This window comes from Curtobacterium flaccumfaciens, assembly GCF_013359815.1.
GTDB classification, from domain to species: Bacteria; Actinomycetota; Actinomycetes; order Actinomycetales; family Microbacteriaceae; genus Curtobacterium; species Curtobacterium flaccumfaciens.
Genome location: NZ_JABMCF010000039.1, coordinates 346,288 through 366,110, shown reverse-complemented (window position 1 = coordinate 366,110; position 19,823 = coordinate 346,288). Strand labels below are relative to the sequence as shown.

General features: G+C 67.9%; 17 protein-coding genes. 8 read left to right on the top strand and 9 right to left on the bottom strand.

The window, feature by feature from the left end:
- Window positions 1-9: 9 nt before the first annotated feature.
- Complete coding sequence (locus tag HP445_RS13290; protein ID WP_128780345.1) at window positions 10-1,449, bottom strand: CCA tRNA nucleotidyltransferase; 1,440 nt, start codon at window positions 1,447-1,449, stop codon at window positions 10-12.
- 127 nt (window positions 1,450-1,576) lie between these two features.
- On the opposite strand from HP445_RS13290, the gene HP445_RS18690 reads away from it, so the two are divergent.
- The 5 genes from HP445_RS18690 to HP445_RS13265 all read left to right on the top strand — a co-directional run bounded on the left by HP445_RS18690 (window position 1,577) and on the right by HP445_RS13265 (window position 9,704).
- Window positions 1,577-5,740 (top strand): DUF6049 family protein, encoded by a 4,164-nt coding sequence (locus tag HP445_RS18690; protein ID WP_241660390.1) that lies wholly within the window; start codon window positions 1,577-1,579, stop codon window positions 5,738-5,740.
- A 94-nt stretch (window positions 5,741-5,834) separates the two neighbouring features.
- Entirely contained in the window at window positions 5,835-6,833 is a 999-nt protein-coding gene (gene trxB, locus HP445_RS13280) for a thioredoxin-disulfide reductase (protein WP_128780344.1), read from the top strand.
- Between the two features lie 66 nt (window positions 6,834-6,899).
- The gene (trxA, locus tag HP445_RS13275; RefSeq protein WP_017887828.1) at window positions 6,900-7,226 is read left to right on the top strand and encodes a thioredoxin; all 327 of its coding nucleotides are present in this window, start codon (window positions 6,900-6,902) and stop codon (window positions 7,224-7,226) included.
- A 150-nt stretch (window positions 7,227-7,376) separates the two neighbouring features.
- Window positions 7,377-8,681, top strand: a complete 1,305-nt coding sequence (locus HP445_RS13270) for an aminotransferase-like domain-containing protein (RefSeq protein WP_128780343.1) — start codon at window positions 7,377-7,379, stop codon at window positions 8,679-8,681.
- Window positions 8,682-8,741: 60 nt separating this feature from the next.
- Complete coding sequence (locus HP445_RS13265) at window positions 8,742-9,704, top strand: D-alanine--D-alanine ligase family protein (protein WP_128780342.1); 963 nt, start codon at window positions 8,742-8,744, stop codon at window positions 9,702-9,704.
- A 623-nt stretch (window positions 9,705-10,327) separates the two neighbouring features.
- Here HP445_RS13265 and HP445_RS13260 read toward each other — a convergent pair.
- From HP445_RS13260 to rpmH, 8 genes are all read right to left on the bottom strand, one after another.
- Complete coding sequence (locus tag HP445_RS13260; RefSeq protein ID WP_128780341.1) at window positions 10,328-11,296, bottom strand: ParB/RepB/Spo0J family partition protein; 969 nt, start codon at window positions 11,294-11,296, stop codon at window positions 10,328-10,330.
- Window positions 11,296-12,189, bottom strand: coding sequence for a ParA family protein (locus HP445_RS13255; protein ID WP_269149421.1), 894 nt, complete (start codon window positions 12,187-12,189; stop codon window positions 11,296-11,298). Before HP445_RS13255 ends, HP445_RS13260 begins: the two co-directional genes overlap by 1 nt.
- A gap of 81 nt (window positions 12,190-12,270) precedes the next feature.
- Window positions 12,271-12,930, bottom strand: coding sequence for a 16S rRNA (guanine(527)-N(7))-methyltransferase RsmG (rsmG, locus tag HP445_RS13250; RefSeq protein WP_128780340.1), 660 nt, complete (start codon window positions 12,928-12,930; stop codon window positions 12,271-12,273).
- Complete coding sequence (locus tag HP445_RS13245) at window positions 12,927-13,427, bottom strand: Jag family protein (RefSeq protein ID WP_071248630.1); 501 nt, start codon at window positions 13,425-13,427, stop codon at window positions 12,927-12,929. Before HP445_RS13245 ends, rsmG begins: the two co-directional genes overlap by 4 nt.
- Complete coding sequence (yidC, locus tag HP445_RS13240) at window positions 13,428-14,396, bottom strand: membrane protein insertase YidC (RefSeq protein ID WP_111045691.1); 969 nt, start codon at window positions 14,394-14,396, stop codon at window positions 13,428-13,430. It lies immediately after the preceding gene.
- Between the two features lie 8 nt (window positions 14,397-14,404).
- Entirely contained in the window at window positions 14,405-14,785 is a 381-nt protein-coding gene (gene yidD / locus HP445_RS13235) for a membrane protein insertion efficiency factor YidD (RefSeq protein WP_017887819.1), read from the bottom strand.
- Window positions 14,782-15,132, bottom strand: coding sequence for a ribonuclease P protein component (rnpA, locus tag HP445_RS13230; RefSeq protein WP_111028837.1), 351 nt, complete (start codon window positions 15,130-15,132; stop codon window positions 14,782-14,784). The genes yidD and rnpA overlap by 4 nt, the downstream gene beginning before the upstream one ends.
- Before the next feature lie 47 nt (window positions 15,133-15,179).
- Window positions 15,180-15,317, bottom strand: coding sequence for a 50S ribosomal protein L34 (gene rpmH, locus HP445_RS13225; RefSeq protein WP_022889115.1), 138 nt, complete (start codon window positions 15,315-15,317; stop codon window positions 15,180-15,182).
- Between the two features lie 514 nt (window positions 15,318-15,831).
- On the opposite strand from rpmH, the gene dnaA reads away from it, so the two are divergent.
- The 3 genes from dnaA (at window position 15,832) to gnd (ending at window position 19,798) form a co-directional block, all read left to right on the top strand.
- Window positions 15,832-17,286 (top strand): chromosomal replication initiator protein DnaA, encoded by a 1,455-nt coding sequence (dnaA, locus tag HP445_RS13220; RefSeq protein ID WP_027466915.1) that lies wholly within the window; start codon window positions 15,832-15,834, stop codon window positions 17,284-17,286.
- Window positions 17,287-17,693: 407 nt separating this feature from the next.
- Window positions 17,694-18,839: a DNA polymerase III subunit beta gene (gene dnaN / locus HP445_RS13215; RefSeq protein ID WP_027466916.1), complete on the top strand. Its 1,146-nt coding sequence runs from the start codon at window positions 17,694-17,696 to the stop codon at window positions 18,837-18,839.
- 71 nt (window positions 18,840-18,910) lie between these two features.
- A complete protein-coding gene (gene gnd, locus HP445_RS13210; RefSeq protein ID WP_128780339.1) occupies window positions 18,911-19,798 on the top strand; it encodes a phosphogluconate dehydrogenase (NAD(+)-dependent, decarboxylating) in 888 nt (295 codons plus the stop codon).
- Window positions 19,799-19,823 lie beyond the last annotated feature (25 nt).

Genomic DNA, 19,823 nt, shown 5'->3' with positions numbered 1-19,823 from the left:
GGTCGCGTCTCAGGCGTCGGCGTCGCCTCGGGTGCTCCACCACTCGCGCAGGCGCTCCTCGGCCGTCTCCGGTCCGAGGGGCCCTTCGTCCATCCGGGCCTCGAGCAGGAACCGGTAGGCATCGCCCACGGCACGCCCCGGCGGGATGTCGAGGATCCGCATGATGTCGTCGCCGGTCAGGTCCGGACGGATCGACTCGAGCTCCTCCTGCTTGGACAGCACCTCGATGCGGTCCTCGAGGTCGTCGTATGCGAACGCCAGCCGGTCGGCCTTGCGGCGGTTGCGGGTGGTGACGTCCGATCGAGTGAGCTCGTGCAGCCGTTCGAGCTGCGGTCCGGCGTCGCGGACGTAGCGGCGGACGGCGGAGTCCGTCCAGGCGCCCTCGGTGTACCCGAAGAAGCGCAGGTGCAGCTCGATCAGGCGGGACACCGCGGCGATGGTGTCGTTGTCGAAGCGGAGCGCACGGAGTCGCTTCTTCGCCATCTTGGAACCGACCAGGTCGTGGTGGTGGAAGCTCACGGCGCCGCCGGGCTCGAGCTTGCGCGTCGCGGGCTTGCCGATGTCGTGCAGCAGCGCCGCGAGCCGGAGCACGGTGTCCGGGGGATCGCCGGCGTGCCGCTCGGCCTCGTACCCGATCGCCTGCTCGAGCACGGTGAGGGAGTGCTCGTAGACGTCCTTGTGATGGTGGTGCTCATCGACCTCGAGCCGCATCTCGGGCAGCTCGGGCAGGAACCGCTCGGCGAGGCCGGTGTCGACGAGCAGCCGGAGGCCGGGGACCGGGTCGTCCGTGTTGAGCAGTTTGACGAGTTCGTCGCGGACCCGTTCGGCGGACACGATGTCGATCGACGCGACGAGTTCCTCCATCGCGGCCCGCACGTCGTCGTCGACGGTGAAGCCGAGCTGGGACGTGAACCGTGCCGCGCGCATCATCCGCAGGGGGTCGTCGCGGAACGAGACGACTGCGGTCTGGGGCGTCCGGAGCCGTGCGGCGAGCAGGTCCTCGACGCCGCCGTGCACGTCGACGAGTTCGCGGTCCGGCAGCCGCAGGGCCATCGCGTTGACGGTGAAGTCGCGACGGAGCAGGTCGTCCTCGATGGTGTCGCCGAACGCGACCTCGGGCTTGCGGGTCTCGCCGTCGTAGACGTCGCTGCGGTACGTGGTGATCTCGACCTGCTCGCCGGCGACCCGTGCGGCGATGGTGCCGAACTGGCGACCGACGTCCCAGGTGGCACTCGCGATGGGCTCGACGATCCGCAGGATGTCGTCCGGCCGGGCGTCGGTGGTGAAGTCCAGATCGGTCACCGGACGGCCGAGGAACGCGTCACGGACGGGGCCGCCGACGAGGGCGAGTTCGTGTCCGGCGTCGGCGAAGGCCCGAGCGAGGAGGTCGACGGGCTCGGTGGTGGCGAGTGCGTCGAGTCGTTCGACGGCCTGGGCAACGGACTGCATGACGGTGCTCATCCTCCCAGATCGAGGCCCCGAGTTCTCCACAAGCCGCGCGCGCACGGGACCTGTTCATGGTCGCGCCTCATACACTCGTGCTCGGCCCGAACCGACCCCGTGGCCCGCTCCCCGTATGCAGATGCTCCGCACCACGCTCGCCGCAGCCGCGTCGACCCTCGTCGCGCTCGGCCTGGTCGTCGCGCCCGTCGCCACCGATCACGCCTCGGCCGCCACGGTGTCCGCCGCCAAGAGCCACATCGCCGATCCGGCCGCCGCAGACGCGGGCAAGGCGACCATCTCGATCGCCCCGGCGAACCGCGGCGTCGTCCAGCGCGACCAGGACCTCACCCTGTCGGTCACCGTCACGAACGACACCGACGCGGCACTGCCGGCCGGCACCGCGGAGTTCGACATCTTCCGCTCGGTGAGCACGCGTGACGTCCTGGCGAGCTGGCTCAACGACACCACCACGACCGGTTACCTCGGCGCCCCGATGGACTCCGTCGACATCCCGGCGATCCCGGCGCACCGTTCGATCACCATCGACTCGGTCGAGATCGTCTCCGGCAACGTGGCACTCGGCGGGTACTCCTCGTTCGGCGCCCGGCGCATCGCGGCCGAGTACACGGCGGGCGACGCCTTCGCCGTCGACCGCTCTGCGATCACCTGGTACCCGGACTTCGAACAGGCCCCGGTCAGCGTCTCCGTCGCGATGCCGATCACCGTGCCGAAGTCGACCGACGGCATCCTCACCGCCCCCGTGCTCGCTGCCGCGACCTCGGTCGACGGCACGCTCACGCAGCAGCTCGACGCCGCCGAGGATCACAACGTTGCCGTGGCGGTGGACCCGCGGATCATCGCCTCGATCCGGATCCTCGGCGACAACGCCCCGTCGAGTGCGATCACCTGGCTGCAGCGTCTCGAAGCACTGCGCAACGAGACCTTCGCGCTGCCCTACGCCGACGCCGACGTCACCGGCCTGCGCCAGGCCGGGTCCGACGGCATCCTGTCGCCGATCTCCCTCGACCAGTCCGTCAAGTCCGAGAACTTCCCCGGCGCCGAGACCCCGGCACCGACTCCGGCGGCAACACCGGGGCAGACCTCGTCGCCGGCCCCCACCGAGGCCTCGAGTGACGGCACCACCACCGACGACGGTGCCGACCAGGCGCAGGAGACGCTGCCGACCACGGAGTCCCTGCTCGACTTCCCGTACTCGATGGACTCGATCGCCTGGCCGACCGAGGGAACGGTGTCCTCCGCCGACCTGCCCGCCCTCGAGCGTGCCGGCACGAAGACCACCATCGTCTCGAGCGGCAACACCTCGGCCGGCGCGGACACCACCATCACCGCGTCCGAGAAGATCGGCGACGACCACGTGCTCGTCTCCGACCAGTCGATGTCGTCGATGCTCCGCCGAGCCGCCGCCGCCACCGACCGGCAGACCTGGTCGTCGACGATGTCCGAGCTCACCGCGACGCTGGCCACCTCGGCCCGTGCCGCCACCGCCACGGGGCCGATCCTGCTGACCCTCGGGCGCGAGTGGCCGTCCGACTCCACCCGGCTCAGCCAGGCGCTGGACGCCCTCGAGAGCACCGCCTGGGTCGCCCCGGCCGACCTCTCCACCGCCTCGAAGGCCGTCGCCGGGTCGCTCACGCTCGCCAGCGCGTCCACCGGCGAGGCCCGCATCGACCAGCTGCAGCGACTCGTGCGGGGGGAACAGGGGCTCTCCGCGTTCGCGACGATCCTCGGCGACCCGAACCAGCTCACCGCGCCCGCCCGGCTCCGTCTGCTCGCGCTCGCCTCGAACGCATGGCGCGACGACGACCAGGGCCTCGCCGCCGCGGTGGAGGCCCGCACGGCCGCCTGGGCGAAGAGCACGACCGAGGTCGGGATCGTCGACTCGAGCAGCCTCACCCTGCTCGGCGACCGGTCGTCCCTGCCGGTGTCGATCCGCAACAGCTCCGACTACCCGGTCACGGTGCACCTGTCCGTGCAGCCGTCCAACTCGGCGCTGCGTGTGGTCCGCAACGACATCGTCGTCGAGATCCAGCCCGACTCATCCACCCGCGCGACCGTCCCCGTGCAGTCGGTCGCGAACGGCAAGGTCGAGTTGACGATGTCGCTCTCGAGCCCGACGGGCGTCGGCGTGGCCCAGCCCGCGACCGTCGAGCTGAACGTGCAGGCGCAGTGGGAGACGGTCATCACCGCGGCCGCCGCGATCGCCCTGATCGGCATCTTCGGCTTCGGCATCTTCCGCAGCATCCGCAAGCGCATCCGCCGCCGCAACGGCGAACTCGACGACGAGGACGACGACGACCCGAACCGCCCCCTTGCGGTCCAGCCGACGGTCGGGGGCGCGCAGGCGTCCACCACCCGGCCTGGAGGCACGGATCACCGCTCCGGAGCAGCTTCCACACCCAGCGTGGCCGCGTCCACGGCCGGCACGGCCACCGGAGCGGCGGCCGCGGCCCCGGCTGCAGCGACCGCTGCAGAGACAACCACGGCGGTGGACCAGGGCCCCCTGCGGGACGCCATCGTGCGCGCCGGGGCCGAGCCGCGCCTCCCGTCCGACGCCGTACGCAACACCGTCGCGGACGACCGCGACCCCGAGGAGCCGACCATCAGCGCCAGCCAGCCCCAGCCCGACGTCGACGCCGAGCCGGTCGCCGAGCGCAGCCTCGGCCGGGCGAGCGCGATGCTGGCCGCCGGCACGATGCTGTCGCGCATCCTCGGCTTCGCGAAGACCTTCGTGCTGGCGTACGCGATCGGGCAGACGCAGTCACCGGCGGCGGATGCGTTCGCGGTGTCCAACCAGCTCCCGAACAACATCTACGCGCTGATCGCGGGTGGCCTGTTGTCCGCCGTGCTCATCCCGCAGATCGTGCGTGCGATGAAGCAGCACACCGACGGTGGCACGGCCTACGTCAACAAGATCGTGACGCTCGGCGGATCCCTGTTCGTCGTCATCGCCGTCGTCGCGACCCTGATCGCTCCACTGCTCGTGCAGGTGTACGCGCAGACCGCCTCAGGCGAGGGCAAGGGGTTCACGCCCGGTCAGATCGACCTCGCAGTGGCGTTCGCGTTCTGGTGCCTTCCGCAGATCCTCTTCTACGCGATGTACTCGCTGCTCGGCGAGGTCCTCAACGCGAAGCAGGTCTTCGGGCCGTTCACGTGGGCGCCGCTCATCAACAACGTCATCTCGATCGCCGGGCTCGTCGTCTTCATCGCCATGTTCGGCGGCAGGGCCGCGAACTCCGGCGTCGACGACTGGACTCCGCTCAAGATCGCCGTCCTCGCCGGCAGTGCGACCCTGGGCGTCCTCGCTCAGGCCGCCTTCCTGCCGTTCTTCTGGCGCCGGGCTGGCCTGAGCTTCCGACCTGACTTCCGCTGGCGTGGCGTCGGCCTGAAGTCGACGGGCACGGCGGCCGGGTGGCTGTTCGCGATGATCCTCGTCACCCAGCTGGCCGGCATCGTGCAGTCGCGCGTCGCATCGCTGGGTTCCGGTGCCGCGGGCAACGCGGTACTGCAGAACGCCTGGCTGCTCTTCATGCTGCCGCACTCGATCATCACGGTCTCCATCGCCACGGCGTACTTCACACGGATGAGCCACGACGCGGAACGCGGCGACCTCGACGCCGTCCGGAAGAACCTGTCGCTCTCGCTGCGGATCGTCGGACTGTTCACCGTCTTCGCCTCGATCGCGCTGATGGTCGTCGCCGTGCCGTTCGGACGCATGTTCTCCAACACCTTCGACGGGGCGCTGTCGATCGGGGCGGTGCTGCTGGCCTACATGCCGGGGCTCGTGCTCTTCAGCATGCTGTTCATCATCCAGCGCGTCTTCTGGGCGATGCACGACCACCGGACGCCGTTCCTCATGCAGTGCGTCCAGTCGGTGCTGTTCGTGATCGGTGCCCTCGCGGTCAGCACGCTCCCGAACGAGGCGATCGGTGTCGCGATCGCAGCGTGCACCACCCTCGCGGGCACCGCGCAGACGATCGTCGCCCTGGTGCTCGTCCGCAAGCGGCTCGGTGGCATCGAAGGACCCGTGGTCACCCGTTCGCACGTGCAGTTCGTCATCGCCGCGCTCATCGCGGGCGTCGTGGGACTCCTCGTCGTGAACTTCTTCGGGTCGTTCTCGGCGAGCGGCTTCGCGATGGCCGACTTCACCGGAGCGGCCATCACCCTCGTCCTCGCCGGCGCGGTGATGGCAGCCGTGTACTTCGGAGCCCTCGTCGTCGCGAAGAACGGTGAGATCGGCAACGCCGTCCGGATGCTCCGCAGCAAGCTCGGCCGCTGATCCCAGCCGCGCACCGCACGCTCACGGGGCGTGTGGAATGCCTCGCCGGTACGATGGGTTGACCCGGTCAGACGCAACGGAAGGGCAATCAGGCATGCGCCAGCTCATCATCATCGGTTCCGGCCCGGCCGGGTTCACCGCCGGCATCTACGCAGCGCGCGCAGAGCTCAAGCCGCTCATCGTCGCCTCCAGTGTCGAGACGGGCGGTGAACTCACCAAGACGACCGAGGTCGAGAACTTCCCGGGCTTCCCCGAGGGGATCCAAGGCCCCGACCTCATGATCAAGATGCAGGAACAGGCCGAGAAGTTCGGTGCCGAGGTCCTGTACGACGACGCCGTCTCCGTCGACCTCACCGGCAAGGTCAAGAAGGTCACCGTCGGCTCCGGCGAGACGTACGAGGCCCTCGCGGTCATCTACGCCACCGGCTCGGCCTACCGTCACCTCGGCCTCCCCGACGAAGAGCGCCTGTCCGGCCACGGTGTCTCGTGGTGCGCGACCTGCGACGGCTTCTTCTTCCGTCAGAAGAACATCGCCGTCGTCGGTGGTGGCGACTCCGCGATGGAAGAGGCGACGTTCCTCACCCGCTTCGCCGACAAGGTGACGGTCATCCACCGCAAGGACTCCCTGCGTGCGTCGAAGATCATGCAGGACCGCGCGATGAACGACCCGAAGATCGAGTTTGCGTGGAACAAGGAGGTCACCGGCATCACGGGTGACTCCGCGGTCGAGGGCGTCACGCTCAAGGACACCGTGACGGGCGAGGAGTCTGAGCTCGCGCTGGACGGCCTGTTCATCGCGATCGGCAACGACCCGCGCACGCACCTGATCCACGGGCAGATCGACATCGCGCCCGAGGGCACGATCGCCGTCCAGGGCCGCTCGTCGAAGACGAACCTGCCGGGTGTCTTCGCAGCCGGTGACGTCATCGACCCCTCCTACCGCCAGGCCATCACGGCTGCCGGTTCGGGCACGGTCGCCGCGCTCGACGCCGAGAAGTACCTCGCCGAGCTCGACGACACACTGACGGACGAGGCCGAGGGCGTCGCCCCGACCGAGCCCGCCATGGTCGACGTCATCGCCGCCCGCGCCTGACCCGCCTCGGAATACCACGACGGCATCGCCGTTGTACCCCCTGAACGACTTCTCGAAGGAGCACACATGTCCAACGCCAAGGCTGTCACCGACGCCACCTTCTCGGACGAGGTCCTCAAGTCCGACAAGACGATCCTCGTCGACTTCTGGGCCGAGTGGTGTGGCCCGTGTCGCGCGGTCTCGCCGATCCTCGACCAGATCGCCGAAGAGCACGCCGGCAAGATCGAGATCGTGAAGCTCAACGTGGACGACAACCCCCAGTCGGCCATGAACTACCAGATCACCTCGATCCCGGCGATGAAGGTGTTCAAGGGCGGCGAGGTCGTCAAGACCGTCATCGGCGCCAAGCCGAAGCCCGCGCTCGAGGCCGACCTCGCCGAGTTCCTCGCGTAGGTCGCCCCACCCGAACGGCCCCGCTCTCCCCGGAGAGCGGGGCCGTTCTCGTCCGGAGCCACCGGATGACGATCGGCCCCGTCGCGGAACCCTGGTTCCCCGGGCCGATGTCGTAGTGTGGCGGGAATGTCCCACTGAACGGAGCACTCGATGACGAACGGCAACAGCCTCGACCCCTGGTACGACTCCTACGCCCAGCGCACCGCCGGGCTGAGCGCCTCCGAGGTCCGAGCCCTGTTCGCCGTCGCCTCGCGCCCCGAAGTGGTCTCGCTGGCCGGCGGCATGCCGTTCGTCTCCGCGCTCCCCAGAGAGCTCGTCACGGGCTCCCTGGACCGTGTCATGAACGAGCACTCCGCCATGGCGCTCCAGTACGGCGGCGGACAGGGCCTGCGGTCCCTCCGCGAGCACATCGTGGACGTCATGAGCCTCGAGGGCATCCGTGCCAGCGCCGAGGACGTCGTGGTCACCACGGGCTCGCAGCACGCCCTCGACCTCGTCACACGGCTGTTCATCGACCCGGGTGACGTCGTGCTCGCCGAGTCGCCGTCCTACGTCGGTGCGATCGGGGTCTTCCGGTCGTACCAGGCCGAGACGGTGCACGTCACGACGGACGATCTCGGTCTCGTCCCCGAGGCGCTGCGTGAAGCAATCGCGAACCTCCGCACCCAGGGCAAGCGGATCAAGTTCCTCTACACGATCCCGAACTTCCACAACCCGGCCGGCGTCACCATGAGCCGCGAGCGCCGCATCGAGGTGCTCGACATCTGCCGGTCGAACAACATCCTCGTGCTCGAGGACAACCCGTACGGGCTCCTCTGGTTCGACGAGCCTGCGCCGCAGGCGATCCGATCGATCGACGAAGAGGGCGTGGTGTACCTCGGCTCCTTCTCGAAGACCCTCGCACCGGGCTTCCGCGTCGGCTGGGCCCTCGCGCCGCACGCCATCCGCGAGAAGCTCGTGCTCGCCAACGAATCGGCCGTGCTCGCGCCGAACTCCTTCGGCCAGTACGTCGTGAACGCGTACCTCGACGCCGCGGACTGGAAGGGTCAGGTCGACACCTTCCGGGGCATCTACGCCGATCGCCGTGACGCCATGCTGTCCGCACTGGGGGAGTTCCTGCCCGACCTGTCCTGGACGAAGCCGAACGGTGGCTTCTTCGTGTGGCTGACCCTGCCCGAGTCGCTCGACTCCAAGGGGATGTTGCCGCGCGCGGTCAAGGAGCTCGTGGCCTACACGCCCGGCACGGCCTTCTACGCCGACGGGCGCGGAGGCGGACACATCCGTCTGTCGTTCTGCTACCCGACCCCGGAGCAGATCCGGGTGGGCGTCAAGCGTCTGGCCAACGTCGTCAACGACGAACTCGAACTCATCGAGACGTTCGGCCCGACCACCCGCCCGAACACCGTGGTCCGCGAGACCTCGTCCGTCAGTGCACCGCCCCCGAACATCTCCTGATCAGCGCTTTTCCTCGGTACTGATCGCACAGCACCGCAGTTCCACACCGGAGGACCCCGCATGGCCGAGCTCACCCGTCGTCACGTCGTCGTCGTCGCCGGAGGCATCTCGCACGAGCGCGATGTCTCCCTCCGCTCCGGTCGTCGGGTCGCCGACTCACTGACCGGCTACGGCTGGCAGGTGGACTTGCGCGACGCCGACGCGATGCTCCTGCCGGCTCTCACCGAATCACGCCCGGACGTCGTGTGGCCGGCGCTGCACGGCGCCTCCGGAGAGGACGGGGCCCTGCGGGGCATCCTGGAGGCTGTGGACATCCCGTTCGTCGGCTCACGTTCGACGTCGGCTCGGTTGGCATGGGACAAGCCCACGGCGTCAGCACTGGTCGCCCGCGCCGGCGTCCGTACCCCTCGTTCGGTGACGCTGTCCCACGACGTCTTCCGTGAGCTCGGTGCCGTCGGTGTCCTCGAGGCCATCGCAACCGAGCACCCGGTGCCGCTCGCGGTGAAGCCGGCGCGCGGCGGGAGTGCGCAGGGCGTGACCCTGGTCGACGACGTCAAGGACCTGCCCCGGGCCATGGTGACGGCGTACACGTACTGCGACGACGTCGTGGTCGAGCAGCTCATCCGGGGGACCGAGGTCGCCGTGGGGATCATCGACACCGGCGATGGCCCCGTGGCGCTCTCCGCCGTGGAGATCGTGCCGCGCAACGGTATCTACGGCTTCGAGGCGCGCTACAACGCGGGGGAGACGACCTTCTACACCCCCGCGCGTCTGTCCAACGAGTTCGCCGCAGCAGCCGCGGAGGCAGCGGTCGCAGCGCACTCGGCACTGGGCCTCCGGCATCTGTCCCGTGTCGACCTCATCATCGACGGGGCCGGGACGCCCTGGTTCCTCGAGGCGAACGTGCTCCCCGGGCTCACCGAGACGTCTTTGCTGCCGCAGGCGTTGTCCGCGTCCGGTTTCGACCTCGGCTGGACCTACGCCGAGCTCGCCGAGCAGGCCATCCGGGATCACCGCGCCTGATTGGTGCTGACCCATGTTCCACGTGGAACACCGGCCCCGTTTTTTGGCCGACCCGGCGGGCGAGGTTCGATGTTCCACGTGAAACGTCGGCCTCGGGACGACTTTCGTCCTTCGCGAGGCGAGATGTTCCACGTGGAACATCTCGCCGCGAGGATCGTCACTCGGCGCCCGTGTTGGCCCCCAGCGCGCTCGGCGGGCCCCGAGGCGCCCGAACCGGGTGAACAGACGATCCGAGAGGCCTTGACCTCAATCTCCACGGTGCGCGGGCGCACGCCCTTGTGCGCAAGCATCGAAGCGTCGACCCCCTCAACTGGCAATCCGAGGTAGCGCGTCGGATCGTACGCTCTGCAGTAGCGGCTGGCTGAACACGATCCCTCGAGAGTGAACTCACGGGACCTCGGGTCGACCGCTCGGAAGAACGTCCCTCGGATCGCCGGCATGAAGGGCGAGCCGATGGTGGTCACGACACGACCAACTCAGCTGAGTCCGATCGCGTCCGACGAAGGCGTCGTCCCGAGCGCTGCATTGCCGCAAGACCGCTCGGCAGGAGTCGCTGGTCCATCGACCCCGGCCCGACCGTCGCAGGGGCTCACAGCGCCGCGCAGCGCCGCATACGGCCTGGTTCAGCCCTCGAGGTCCTCTACCCCGAGCTCACCGAGGATACGGTTGAGGTCGTCGCCGTTCGCGAAGTCGATCGTGACGGAACTCTTGCGAGCACCGACCGCGATCTTCACCCGCGTGTTGAGGCGATCACCGAGCCGTTCAGCGAGATCGTTGAAGTGTGCCTGGCGCTTCGACGGTTCGGGCTTCGGCTTCGTGGCCGGCGTCTTGGCTGACAGCTGCTGCGCGATCGCCTCAGCCGCGCGCACGGACAGGTCCTCGTTGACGATCTTCTCGGCCAGGTACTCCATCGCCTCGGCGTCCGGAGCGGCGAGGATGGCACGAGCATGTCCGGCAGAGAGCACGCCTGCGGCCACTCGCCGCTGCACGGGGGAGGGGAGCCGCAGGAGTCGGATCGTGTTCGTGATCTGCGGGCGCGATCGACCGATGCGCTGCCCGAGCTGCTCCTGGGTGATCCCGAAGTCTGCGAGGAGCTGCTGGTACGCCGATGCCTCTTCCAAGGGGTTGAGCTGCGCCCGGTGGAGGTTCTCCAGCAGCGCGTCCCGCAGCATTGCGTCATCGGGGGTGTCCTTCACGATCGCGGGGATCGTGCTCAGGCCGAGTTCCTTCGTGGCCCGCAGACGGCGCTCACCCATGATGAGCTCGTATTGGGGCTCGGTACCCGTCGCGCCGGGGATGGGCCGGACGACGATGGGCTGCAGCACGCCGATCTCACGGATCGAGTGCACGAGCTCTTGGAGCTCCTCCTCGCGGAACTCCTTCCGCGGCTGCTGCGCGTTCGGGATCACGTCGAGCGGATTGAGGTTGGCGAGACGGGCTCCCGGTACGGCCACCAACTCGTCTACCGTCGGAGCGGATGCCGGCGAGCCACCGGTCGGGAAGAACACGTCGACGGGACGGTCCTGCTGATCGGTCGCCGTCGGGATCAGGGCGCCGATGCCTCGGCCGAGTCCGGTTCGCTTCGGTGCCATCAGTGCTTCGCTCCTCGTGCTGCGATCTCGGCGGCCGCTTCCAGGTAGGACAGCGACCCGGTGGAGTTCACGTCGTAGGCGACGACGCTCTGGCCGTAGCTCGGTGCTTCGCTCACGCGGACGGAGCGGGGGATCATGGCCTTGAGTACCTGGTCCCCGAAGTGCTCCCGGACGTCGTTCGCCACCTGGTTCGCCAGGTTCGTACGGCCGTCGTACATCGTCAGCAGGATCGTGGAGACCCGGAGGTTCGGGTTGAGGTGTCGCTCGATCAACTCGATGTTCCGCAGCAGCTGGCTCAGGCCCTCGAGCGCGTAGTACTCGCACTGGATCGGGATGAGTACCTCTTGTGCCGCAACGAAGGCGTTGATCGTCAACAGGCCCAGAGACGGCGGGCAGTCGATGAAGACGTAGTGGTACGGCTCGTCCAGCGACTGCAGGTACATGTCGAGCGCGGTCCGGAGACGCTGTTCACGTGCCACCAGTGACACGAGCTCGATCTCGGCGCCGGCGAGGTGAATGGTGGCCGGCACACACCAGAGGGTGTCCGACTCGGGGGAGGCCTGCACGGTGTCGGCCATCGGTGCCTCATCGACGATCACGTCGTAGATGCTCGCGACCTCGGCCTGGTGATCGACGCCCAGCGCGGTCGAGGCATTGCCCTGCGGGTCCAGGTCGATGACGAGCACACGAGCGCCCCCATGGGCGAGACCCGCGGCCAGGTTGACGGTCGTGGTCGTCTTGCCGACGCCACCCTTCTGGTTCGAGACGGTGATGATCCGTGTCTCAGAAGGGAGTGGAAACTGCTGCGTGGCGATCGCGCGCCGGCGACGGTTCAGGTCGGCGATCTCGCGAGCGAGCGGTGTCGACGCGTCGTAGTCGGTCGATGAACTCAACGAGTGCCTCTTCCCCGGTTCGATGTTTCACGTGGAACGCGGAGCCACTGGCGGCCGGAGGACCCGGCCCGAGCCGCAGCGTCAGTCAACTGTAGCCCGGAAGACGCGGGTGGTCTCGTCGACCACACCTTCTCCGAGCTCGAGCACCTCGACATCAGAGAGGCGCTTCCGAAGGATGACCTTGCGGGCCTTCTCGATCTCTTCGTCGACCCGCGCACCCTTCATCAGGATGAGCTGGCCGCCGGAACGGACCAGCGGCACGGTGAGGGGGATGAGCTTCGACAGGGCGCTGACGGCGCGCGCGGTGACCTGGTCGACCACGACGTCGTCCGCTACGTCCTCAGCACGGCCACGGAGCACCGTGACGTTCTGCAAGCCAAGCCGGTCAGACTCAGCGCGAAGCCAATCCGTCCGGCGCTCCATTGGCTCGATGAGGACGAACTCGACGTCCGGACGGGCGATCGCGAGCACGAGACCCGGCAACCCTGCTCCCGAACCGACGTCGGCAACGCGCCCCCGAGCCTCCAGGAGGGGTGCGAGCAACGCAGAATTGAGGATGTGTCGCGTCCACAGGCGGGGCAGCTCAAGCGGGCCGATCAGGCCCAGCTCCTCACCCCGCCGCGCGAGTTCGTTGGTGAACGAGCGCGCAACCTCGATCTGGTCACCGAAGAGTGCTGCAGCCGCCGTGGGCTCAGCCTCGAGCACCGGTGCTGCGTCGGTCGGGACGGGTGCGTCCGTCATCGGGTGACGACCGTGTGGCGGTCCCGACCCTCACCCTCGGACTCCGAGTGGAAGCCCTTCTCAGCGACCAGGTCGTGGACGAGCTTGCGCTCGTAGGACGACATCGGGGGGAGCGCAGCCGACGACGAACCGGCTTCGATGCGCTCGACAGCGGTGTCCACGAGCCGCTGGAGCTCGTCAGCACGGGCATCCCGCGAGCCACCGACGTCGAGGATGAGCCGGCTGAACTCGCCGGTCTCCGCCTGCACGGCGATCCGGGTGAGCTCCTGCAGCGCCGTCACGGTGTCGGGCTTCGACAGCACGCGGAGCGCCTCGCCGTCGTCGGTGACCGACAGGTACACGCGACCGGCGCGTTCCTCGATCTCGATGTCGCCGTCGAGGTCGCAGATGTCGAGGAGTTCCTCGATGTAGTCCGCTGCGATGTCCGCTTCGTCGCGGGCATCCTCGGTCTCGGTGTCCGTCGTCTCGACGGCGCCTGCGGTGTCCTGCTCGGTCACTTACTTCTTCCCGTTCTTCTTCTGGCGCTGCTTGCCGACCGGCTGCTGACGCTGGGTGGTGACGCGCACGGGCTCGATCTCCGTCGCACCGGCGCCGGCACCGGCCTCGGCGAGCACCGGGGTGGCCGTTCCGCGACGCTGTGCCTTCTTGGCCAGGCGGGCTTCACGAGCCAGAGCGGCTTCGGAGCCGGGGGTCGGCATGCTGCGGATGACGAAGTACTGCTGCGCCATCGTCCAGAGGTTCGAGGCCAGCCAGTAGAACATGACGCCGAGGGGGAAGCTCAGGCCCGAGATCACGAAGACCAGCGGGAGGATGTACAGCATCATCTTCTGCTGGCGGTACATCGGAGACTCCTTGGTCTCCGGCGACATGTTCTTGGCGACGAGCTGCAGCTGCGTGATGAACTGCGACGCCGTCATCACGACGATCATGAAGCCCGCGATCGCACGGACCTCCCAGCCGGAGGCGTTCGTGAAGGTCTCGTGCAGCGGAGCGCCGAACAGGGCCGCGTTGCCGAACGACCCCGCGAGGTCGTTCGTCAGCAGGCCGATGCCCGTCTTGTTGATCTGGGCCTCGTGCAGCACCGAGTACAGCGAGAAGAAGATCGGCATCTGCAGCAGCAGCGGCAGGCAGGAGCTGAGCGGGTTGGTCCCGGTCTCCTTGTAGAGCGCCATCGTCTCGCGGCTCATGGCCTCACGCGAGAACTGGTCCTTCTTGCCCTTGTACTTGTCCTGGATCTTCTTCAGCTGCGGCGCGACCTCGAGCATGCGGCGCTGCGACTTGATCTGCCGGACGAAGATCGGGATCAGCGCTGCGCGCACCACGAACGTCAGGAAGATGATCGAGAGCACCCACGTGATGCCCTCGTTCGGGTCCATGCCGATGCTCTCGAAGATCCAGTGGAAGCCGACGAGGATGGCGGAGACCACCCATTTGAGCGGCCAGAGGACGAATCCGATGATGTCCATGGGGACGGCTACGCCTTTCGAGTGCGCTGGGGGAGCAGGACCGGCCGGGCCGTTCCGACCGCGGGGTGCGGCTGCTGCGGGATCGGCGCGAGGACGAACCCGAACCGGTTGACGACGAACGGGTGACGACGTTCCTTGACGTCGTCGATGCCACCAGCAGCCCAGGGGTTGCAACGGGCGATGCGCCAGGCGCCCATGGCGGATCCGCGGACGACGCCGTACTGCTGGATCGCGTCGAGGGCGTACCGGGAGCACGACGGGTGGTAGCGGCAGACGTTGCCGTACAGCGGGGAGATCACCGCACGGTAGGCCCGGAGCACGACGACGCACGCGTTGCGTGGGAGCAACGCGATGACCCAGGCAAGCCGGGTCCACAGAGTGCGGTTCATGCTGCCTTCTCCACCCCGCGCGCGAAGGAGCGCGTGACGTCTTCGAGCAGGGTAGGCCATCCGGCCTGCGATGCGGCTGGCAGTACACGGACCACCACGTCGAAGCCCTGGGGGGTCTCGGCGAGCAGGTCGTGCGCGATCGCCTTCAGCCGCCGCCTGATCAGGTTCCGGGTCACGGCGTTCCCCACCGTCTTCGCGACGATGAAGCCGAACCGCGTCGGTCCGTTGCGGTCTGCCGGCTGACGGACCACGGACACGACGACGTGCGCCGTGGCGCTCTTGCGACCACGACGCACGACGTTCCGGTAGTCATCCCCGCGCACGATGCGGTTGGCGCTGGCCAACACTGCGACGCCGGGGTCAGACCGAGGACCGGATCAGGCGATGAGCCTGATCAGGCCGAGAGCTCGGTACGGCCCTTGGCGCGGCGCGCCGACAGGATGGCGCGGCCGGCACGCGTCCGCATGCGGAGGCGGAAGCCGTGCTTCTTGGCGCGGCGGCGGTTGTTCGGCTGGAAGGTGCGCTTGCTCATGATGTTCTCCACACGGCTGCTCGCGGCGAGCCGTCACGTATGTGTAGCCGTCCGGGTGTCGAACGACGCAGATGGGCGCGACCAAAGGGCCGCAGTCAACTGGTTAACGGTACGTGACAGCGGCGAGCAGGTCAAACCCCGCCCGGACCGGTTGCGTCGGCGCCGTCGGGTCTGCCGTCGCTCGAGCCCATTCTCCACATTGGGGACAACTTCCGTTCGGTGGGACTCGGTCCGGTCCTTTACAGTGGTGTGATCGATCGCCCCGATGGCCGGTACGACAGGGAAGTACTCCTGTCGGACGGCTCGAGGTGGTCGTGGACAACACTGTGGACAACCCTGTGGGAACCTCCGCGGCAACGAGGCGTCGACGAAGCCCCCGGAGCCACCGACGATCCGCCGGCGACGACCTGGTCCCGAGTGCGGTCGCCGAGGATGCCACGGCATGTCCGACCCCGCAGGACGCACCCTCGTCCGGCAGTGAACGCACGACACGACCCCTGGAGACGAGCGCGACATGACGATGCCGGCCGACCCCGTCGAGGACCTCTGGTCATCCGTACTCGGACTCCTCGCCGAGGACCCCCGCATCACGCCGCAGCTCCACGGGTTCCTGAACCTGGTCGAGCCGAAGGGCGTGCTCGCCGGCACCCTGTACCTCGAGGTCCCGAACGACCTGACCCGGGGCATGCTCGAACAGCGCATCAGGATCCCGATCACCGAGGCGGTCGCGCGCATCGGTGACGACTCGGTCGCGAACTTCGCGATCACGGTCAACCCCGACATGGCGTCGGAACCGCGGGTGGACCCGAACGTCCCCGAGTACGCCGAGCCCGTGCAGGAAGCCGTCGAGCAGAGTGCCGCTCCGCGCCAGTACATCGAGGCGCCGTTCGTCCCGAGCCAGATCGACTCTCCCGGCACCAGCGGTCGGCCCGAGTCGCGACTCAACCCGAAGTACAACTTCGACAACTTCGTCATCGGCTCGTCGAACCGGTTCGCACACGCGGCAGCGGTCGCCGTGGCCGAGGCACCGGCCAAGGCCTACAACCCGCTCTTCATCTACGGGGACTCCGGGCTGGGCAAGACCCACCTGCTCCACGCCATCGGGCATTACGCCGAGAGCCTCTACCCGGGGATCCGCGTCCGGTACGTGTCGAGCGAGGAGTTCACCAACGACTTCATCAACTCGATCGCGAACAACCGCTCGAACCAGTTCCAGCAGCGGTACCGCGACATCGACATCCTGCTGATCGACGACATCCAGTTCCTGCAGGGCAAGGACTCCACGCAGGAGGCCTTCTTCCACACGTTCAACACCCTGCACGACCACAACAAGCAGGTCGTCATCACGTCCGACGTCGCGCCGAAGCACCTGACCGGGTTCGAGGACCGGATGCGATCGCGCTTCGAGTGGGGCCTGATCACCGACGTGCAGGCGCCCGAGCTCGAGACCCGCATCGCGATCCTCCGCAAGAAAGCACAGTCCGACCACCTGCAGGTGCCCGACGACATCCTCGAGTTCATGGCGTCGAAGGTGTCGAGCAACATCCGCGAGCTCGAAGGCACCCTGATCCGGGTCACCGCGTTCGCGAGCCTGAACCGGACGGCCGTGGACATGGCCCTGGTGCAGACGGTCCTCAAGGACCTGATCACCCTCGACGAGGACAACGTCGTCGCGCCGACGGACATCATCAACCACACCGCGGAGTACTTCAAGCTCTCCGTCGACGACCTCTACGGGTCGTCCCGCTCCCAGGCGATCGCCACGGCACGACAGATCGCGATGTACCTGTGCCGTGAGCTGACGAGCCTGTCCCTGCCCAAGATCGGGCAGCTGTTCGGCAACCGCGACCACACCACGGTGATGTACGCGAACAAGAAGATCACCGAGCTGATGAAGGAGCGTCGGTCGATCTACAACCAGGTCACCGAGCTCACCAGCCGCATCAAGCAGGACCGCCGTTACCGCTGAGATCGGCCCGTTCCCGGCCCCATCCACCATCTGAGACGGTTCCATGGGCCGGACTTCTCACAGTGTGGATAGCCTGTGGATAACTGTGGAGGACACGCCGCCCGGTTGTACACAGGTGGGGGGTCACCTGTGGAGACTGGGGATGGAAGTGGATAGATGAGATTCATTCATCCCGTTAACGCTCACACACCGCTCACAAGTCACAAGCGTGTAGTTCCCTACTGCGGAGCGGGATGCACAGGGTTATCCACAGTGTGCACAGGCGTTAACACCATTACTCCTGGTTAACGATCAATCTCCGCGGGACAACCTTGTGGACGGCGGGATGACAAGAAATCCGGCCCCCGTCCGCCTGTGCCAGAATGGGGCGGCCGGACAGTCCAAGCCGATCGACAGGGGTTCCAGCTGTGAAGTTCGAGGTCAACCGGGACGTCTTCTCCGAAGCCGTCTCCTTCGCAGTGAAGCTCCTCCCGCAGCGCACGACCCTCCCGATCCTCTCGGGCGTCCTGATCCACGCCGACGGAGATCGTCTGACGCTCTCGTCGTTCGACTACGAGGTGTCGGCGCAGACGTCGATCTCGGCCCAGATCGACGAGCCGGGCACGGTCCTGGTCTCCGGTCGACTGCTGAACGACATCGCGAGCCGGCTGCCGAACGCCCCCGTGTCGTTCACCACCGAGGACGCCAAGATCTCCGTCTCCTGCGGGTCCGCGCACTTCACGCTGCTGTCCATGCCGGTCGAGGAGTACCCGACGCTGCCGGAGATCGGGCCGCAGACCGGTGTGATCCCCGGCGACGCGTTCTCCGAAGCGGTGTCCCAGGTCGCCGTCGCCGCCAGCCGCGACGACGTCACCCCTGTCATCACGGGCGTGCAGCTCGAGGTCGGCGACAATGACCTCTCCCTCATCGCGACGGACCGTTACCGCGTCGCCGTCCGCACCATCGCGTGGGACTCCGGCCGAGTCGGCTCGGACCCCCTGCACGCACTCGTCCCGGCCCGCACCCTGCAGGAGGTCGGCCGCACGTTCGGTTCGGCGTCCACGGTGTCGGTCTCGATCAGCGGCAACTCCGACCGCGAGCTCATCGCGTTCCACGCCGACGACAAGACCGTGACGTCGTTGCTCATCAAGGGCAACTACCCGCCGGTCCGCCGCCTCTTCCCCGAGACCGTCAACGACCACGCGGTGATCAACACCGCGGAGCTCGTCGAAGCGGTCCGACGGGTCTCCCTCGTCCTGGAGCGCGAAGCGGCGCTCCGGTTCTCCTTCACGGTCGACGGGCTCACGCTCGAGGCGATCGGATCCGAACAAGCGCAGGCGTCAGAGTCGATCAGTGCGTTGTTGACCGGCGAGGAAACGGTGGTCTCGTTGAAGCCCGCCTTCCTCCTGGACGGGCTGAACGCGGTGCACTCCGAGTTCGTCCGCATCTCCTTCACCAAGACGGAGAACCCCAACAAGCCGGGCCCGGTGCTGATCACCGGCCAGACTTCGCAAGAGGCCGCAGCGACCGATGGATACCGGTACCTGCTGCAGCCGAACCTGCTGCTGCGATAGGCGCAACAGGCAACCTGCGCTGGCGCACACCACCGGCAGCATCAGCGCGACGACGAACAGAAGAGGAAATCATGCACATCGGTCTTGTCGGCCTTGGTCGCATGGGCAACAACATGCGTGCCCGTCTCCGCAACGCAGGGATCGAGGTCACCGGGTACGACGCCAACCCCGCCGTCTCGGACGTCGCCGACCTCGGCGCCCTCGCCGCTGCCCTCCCGGAGGGCAAGCGTCTCGTGTGGGTCATGGTCCCGCACGGCAAGATCACCGACGACGTGATCACCGACCTGGCCGGTGTCCTCGGCGAGGGCGACCTGGTCATCGACGGTGGCAACTCGAAGTGGCTGGACGACACCACGCACGCCGAGCAGCTCGCTGCGCGCGGCATCCGCTACATGGACGCCGGCGTCTCCGGTGGTGTCTGGGGCAAGGACAACGGCTACGGCCTCATGGTCGGCGGTGACGCCGCGGACGTCGAGTTCGCGATGCCCGTGTTCGACGCACTGCGCCCCGAGGGTCCCCGTGAAGAGGGCTTCTCGCACGCCGGCCCGATCGGCGCCGGCCACTACACGAAGATGGTCCACAACGGCATCGAGTACGCGATCATGCAGGCGTACGGCGAGGGCTACGAGCTCCTCGAGGCCAAGGACCTGATCACCGACGTCCCCGCCGTGTTCGCCGGCTGGCAGCGCGGAACGGTCGTCCGTTCCTGGCTGCTCGACCTGATGGTGCTCGCGCTGAACGAGGACCCGAAGCTCGACGAGCTCGAGGGCTACGTCGAGGACTCGGGCGAGGGCCGCTGGACGCTCGAAGAGGGCATCGAGCTCGCCGTGCCGATGCCGGCGCTCTCGGCGTCGATCTTCGCGCGCTTCGTCTCGCGTCAGGGCAGCGCCTCGCCGACGATGAAGGCCGTCGCGGCGCTCCGCAACCAGTTCGGCGGTCACGCCGTCAAGAAGTCCTAGGACTTCCCGGGGGAACCCGGACTCG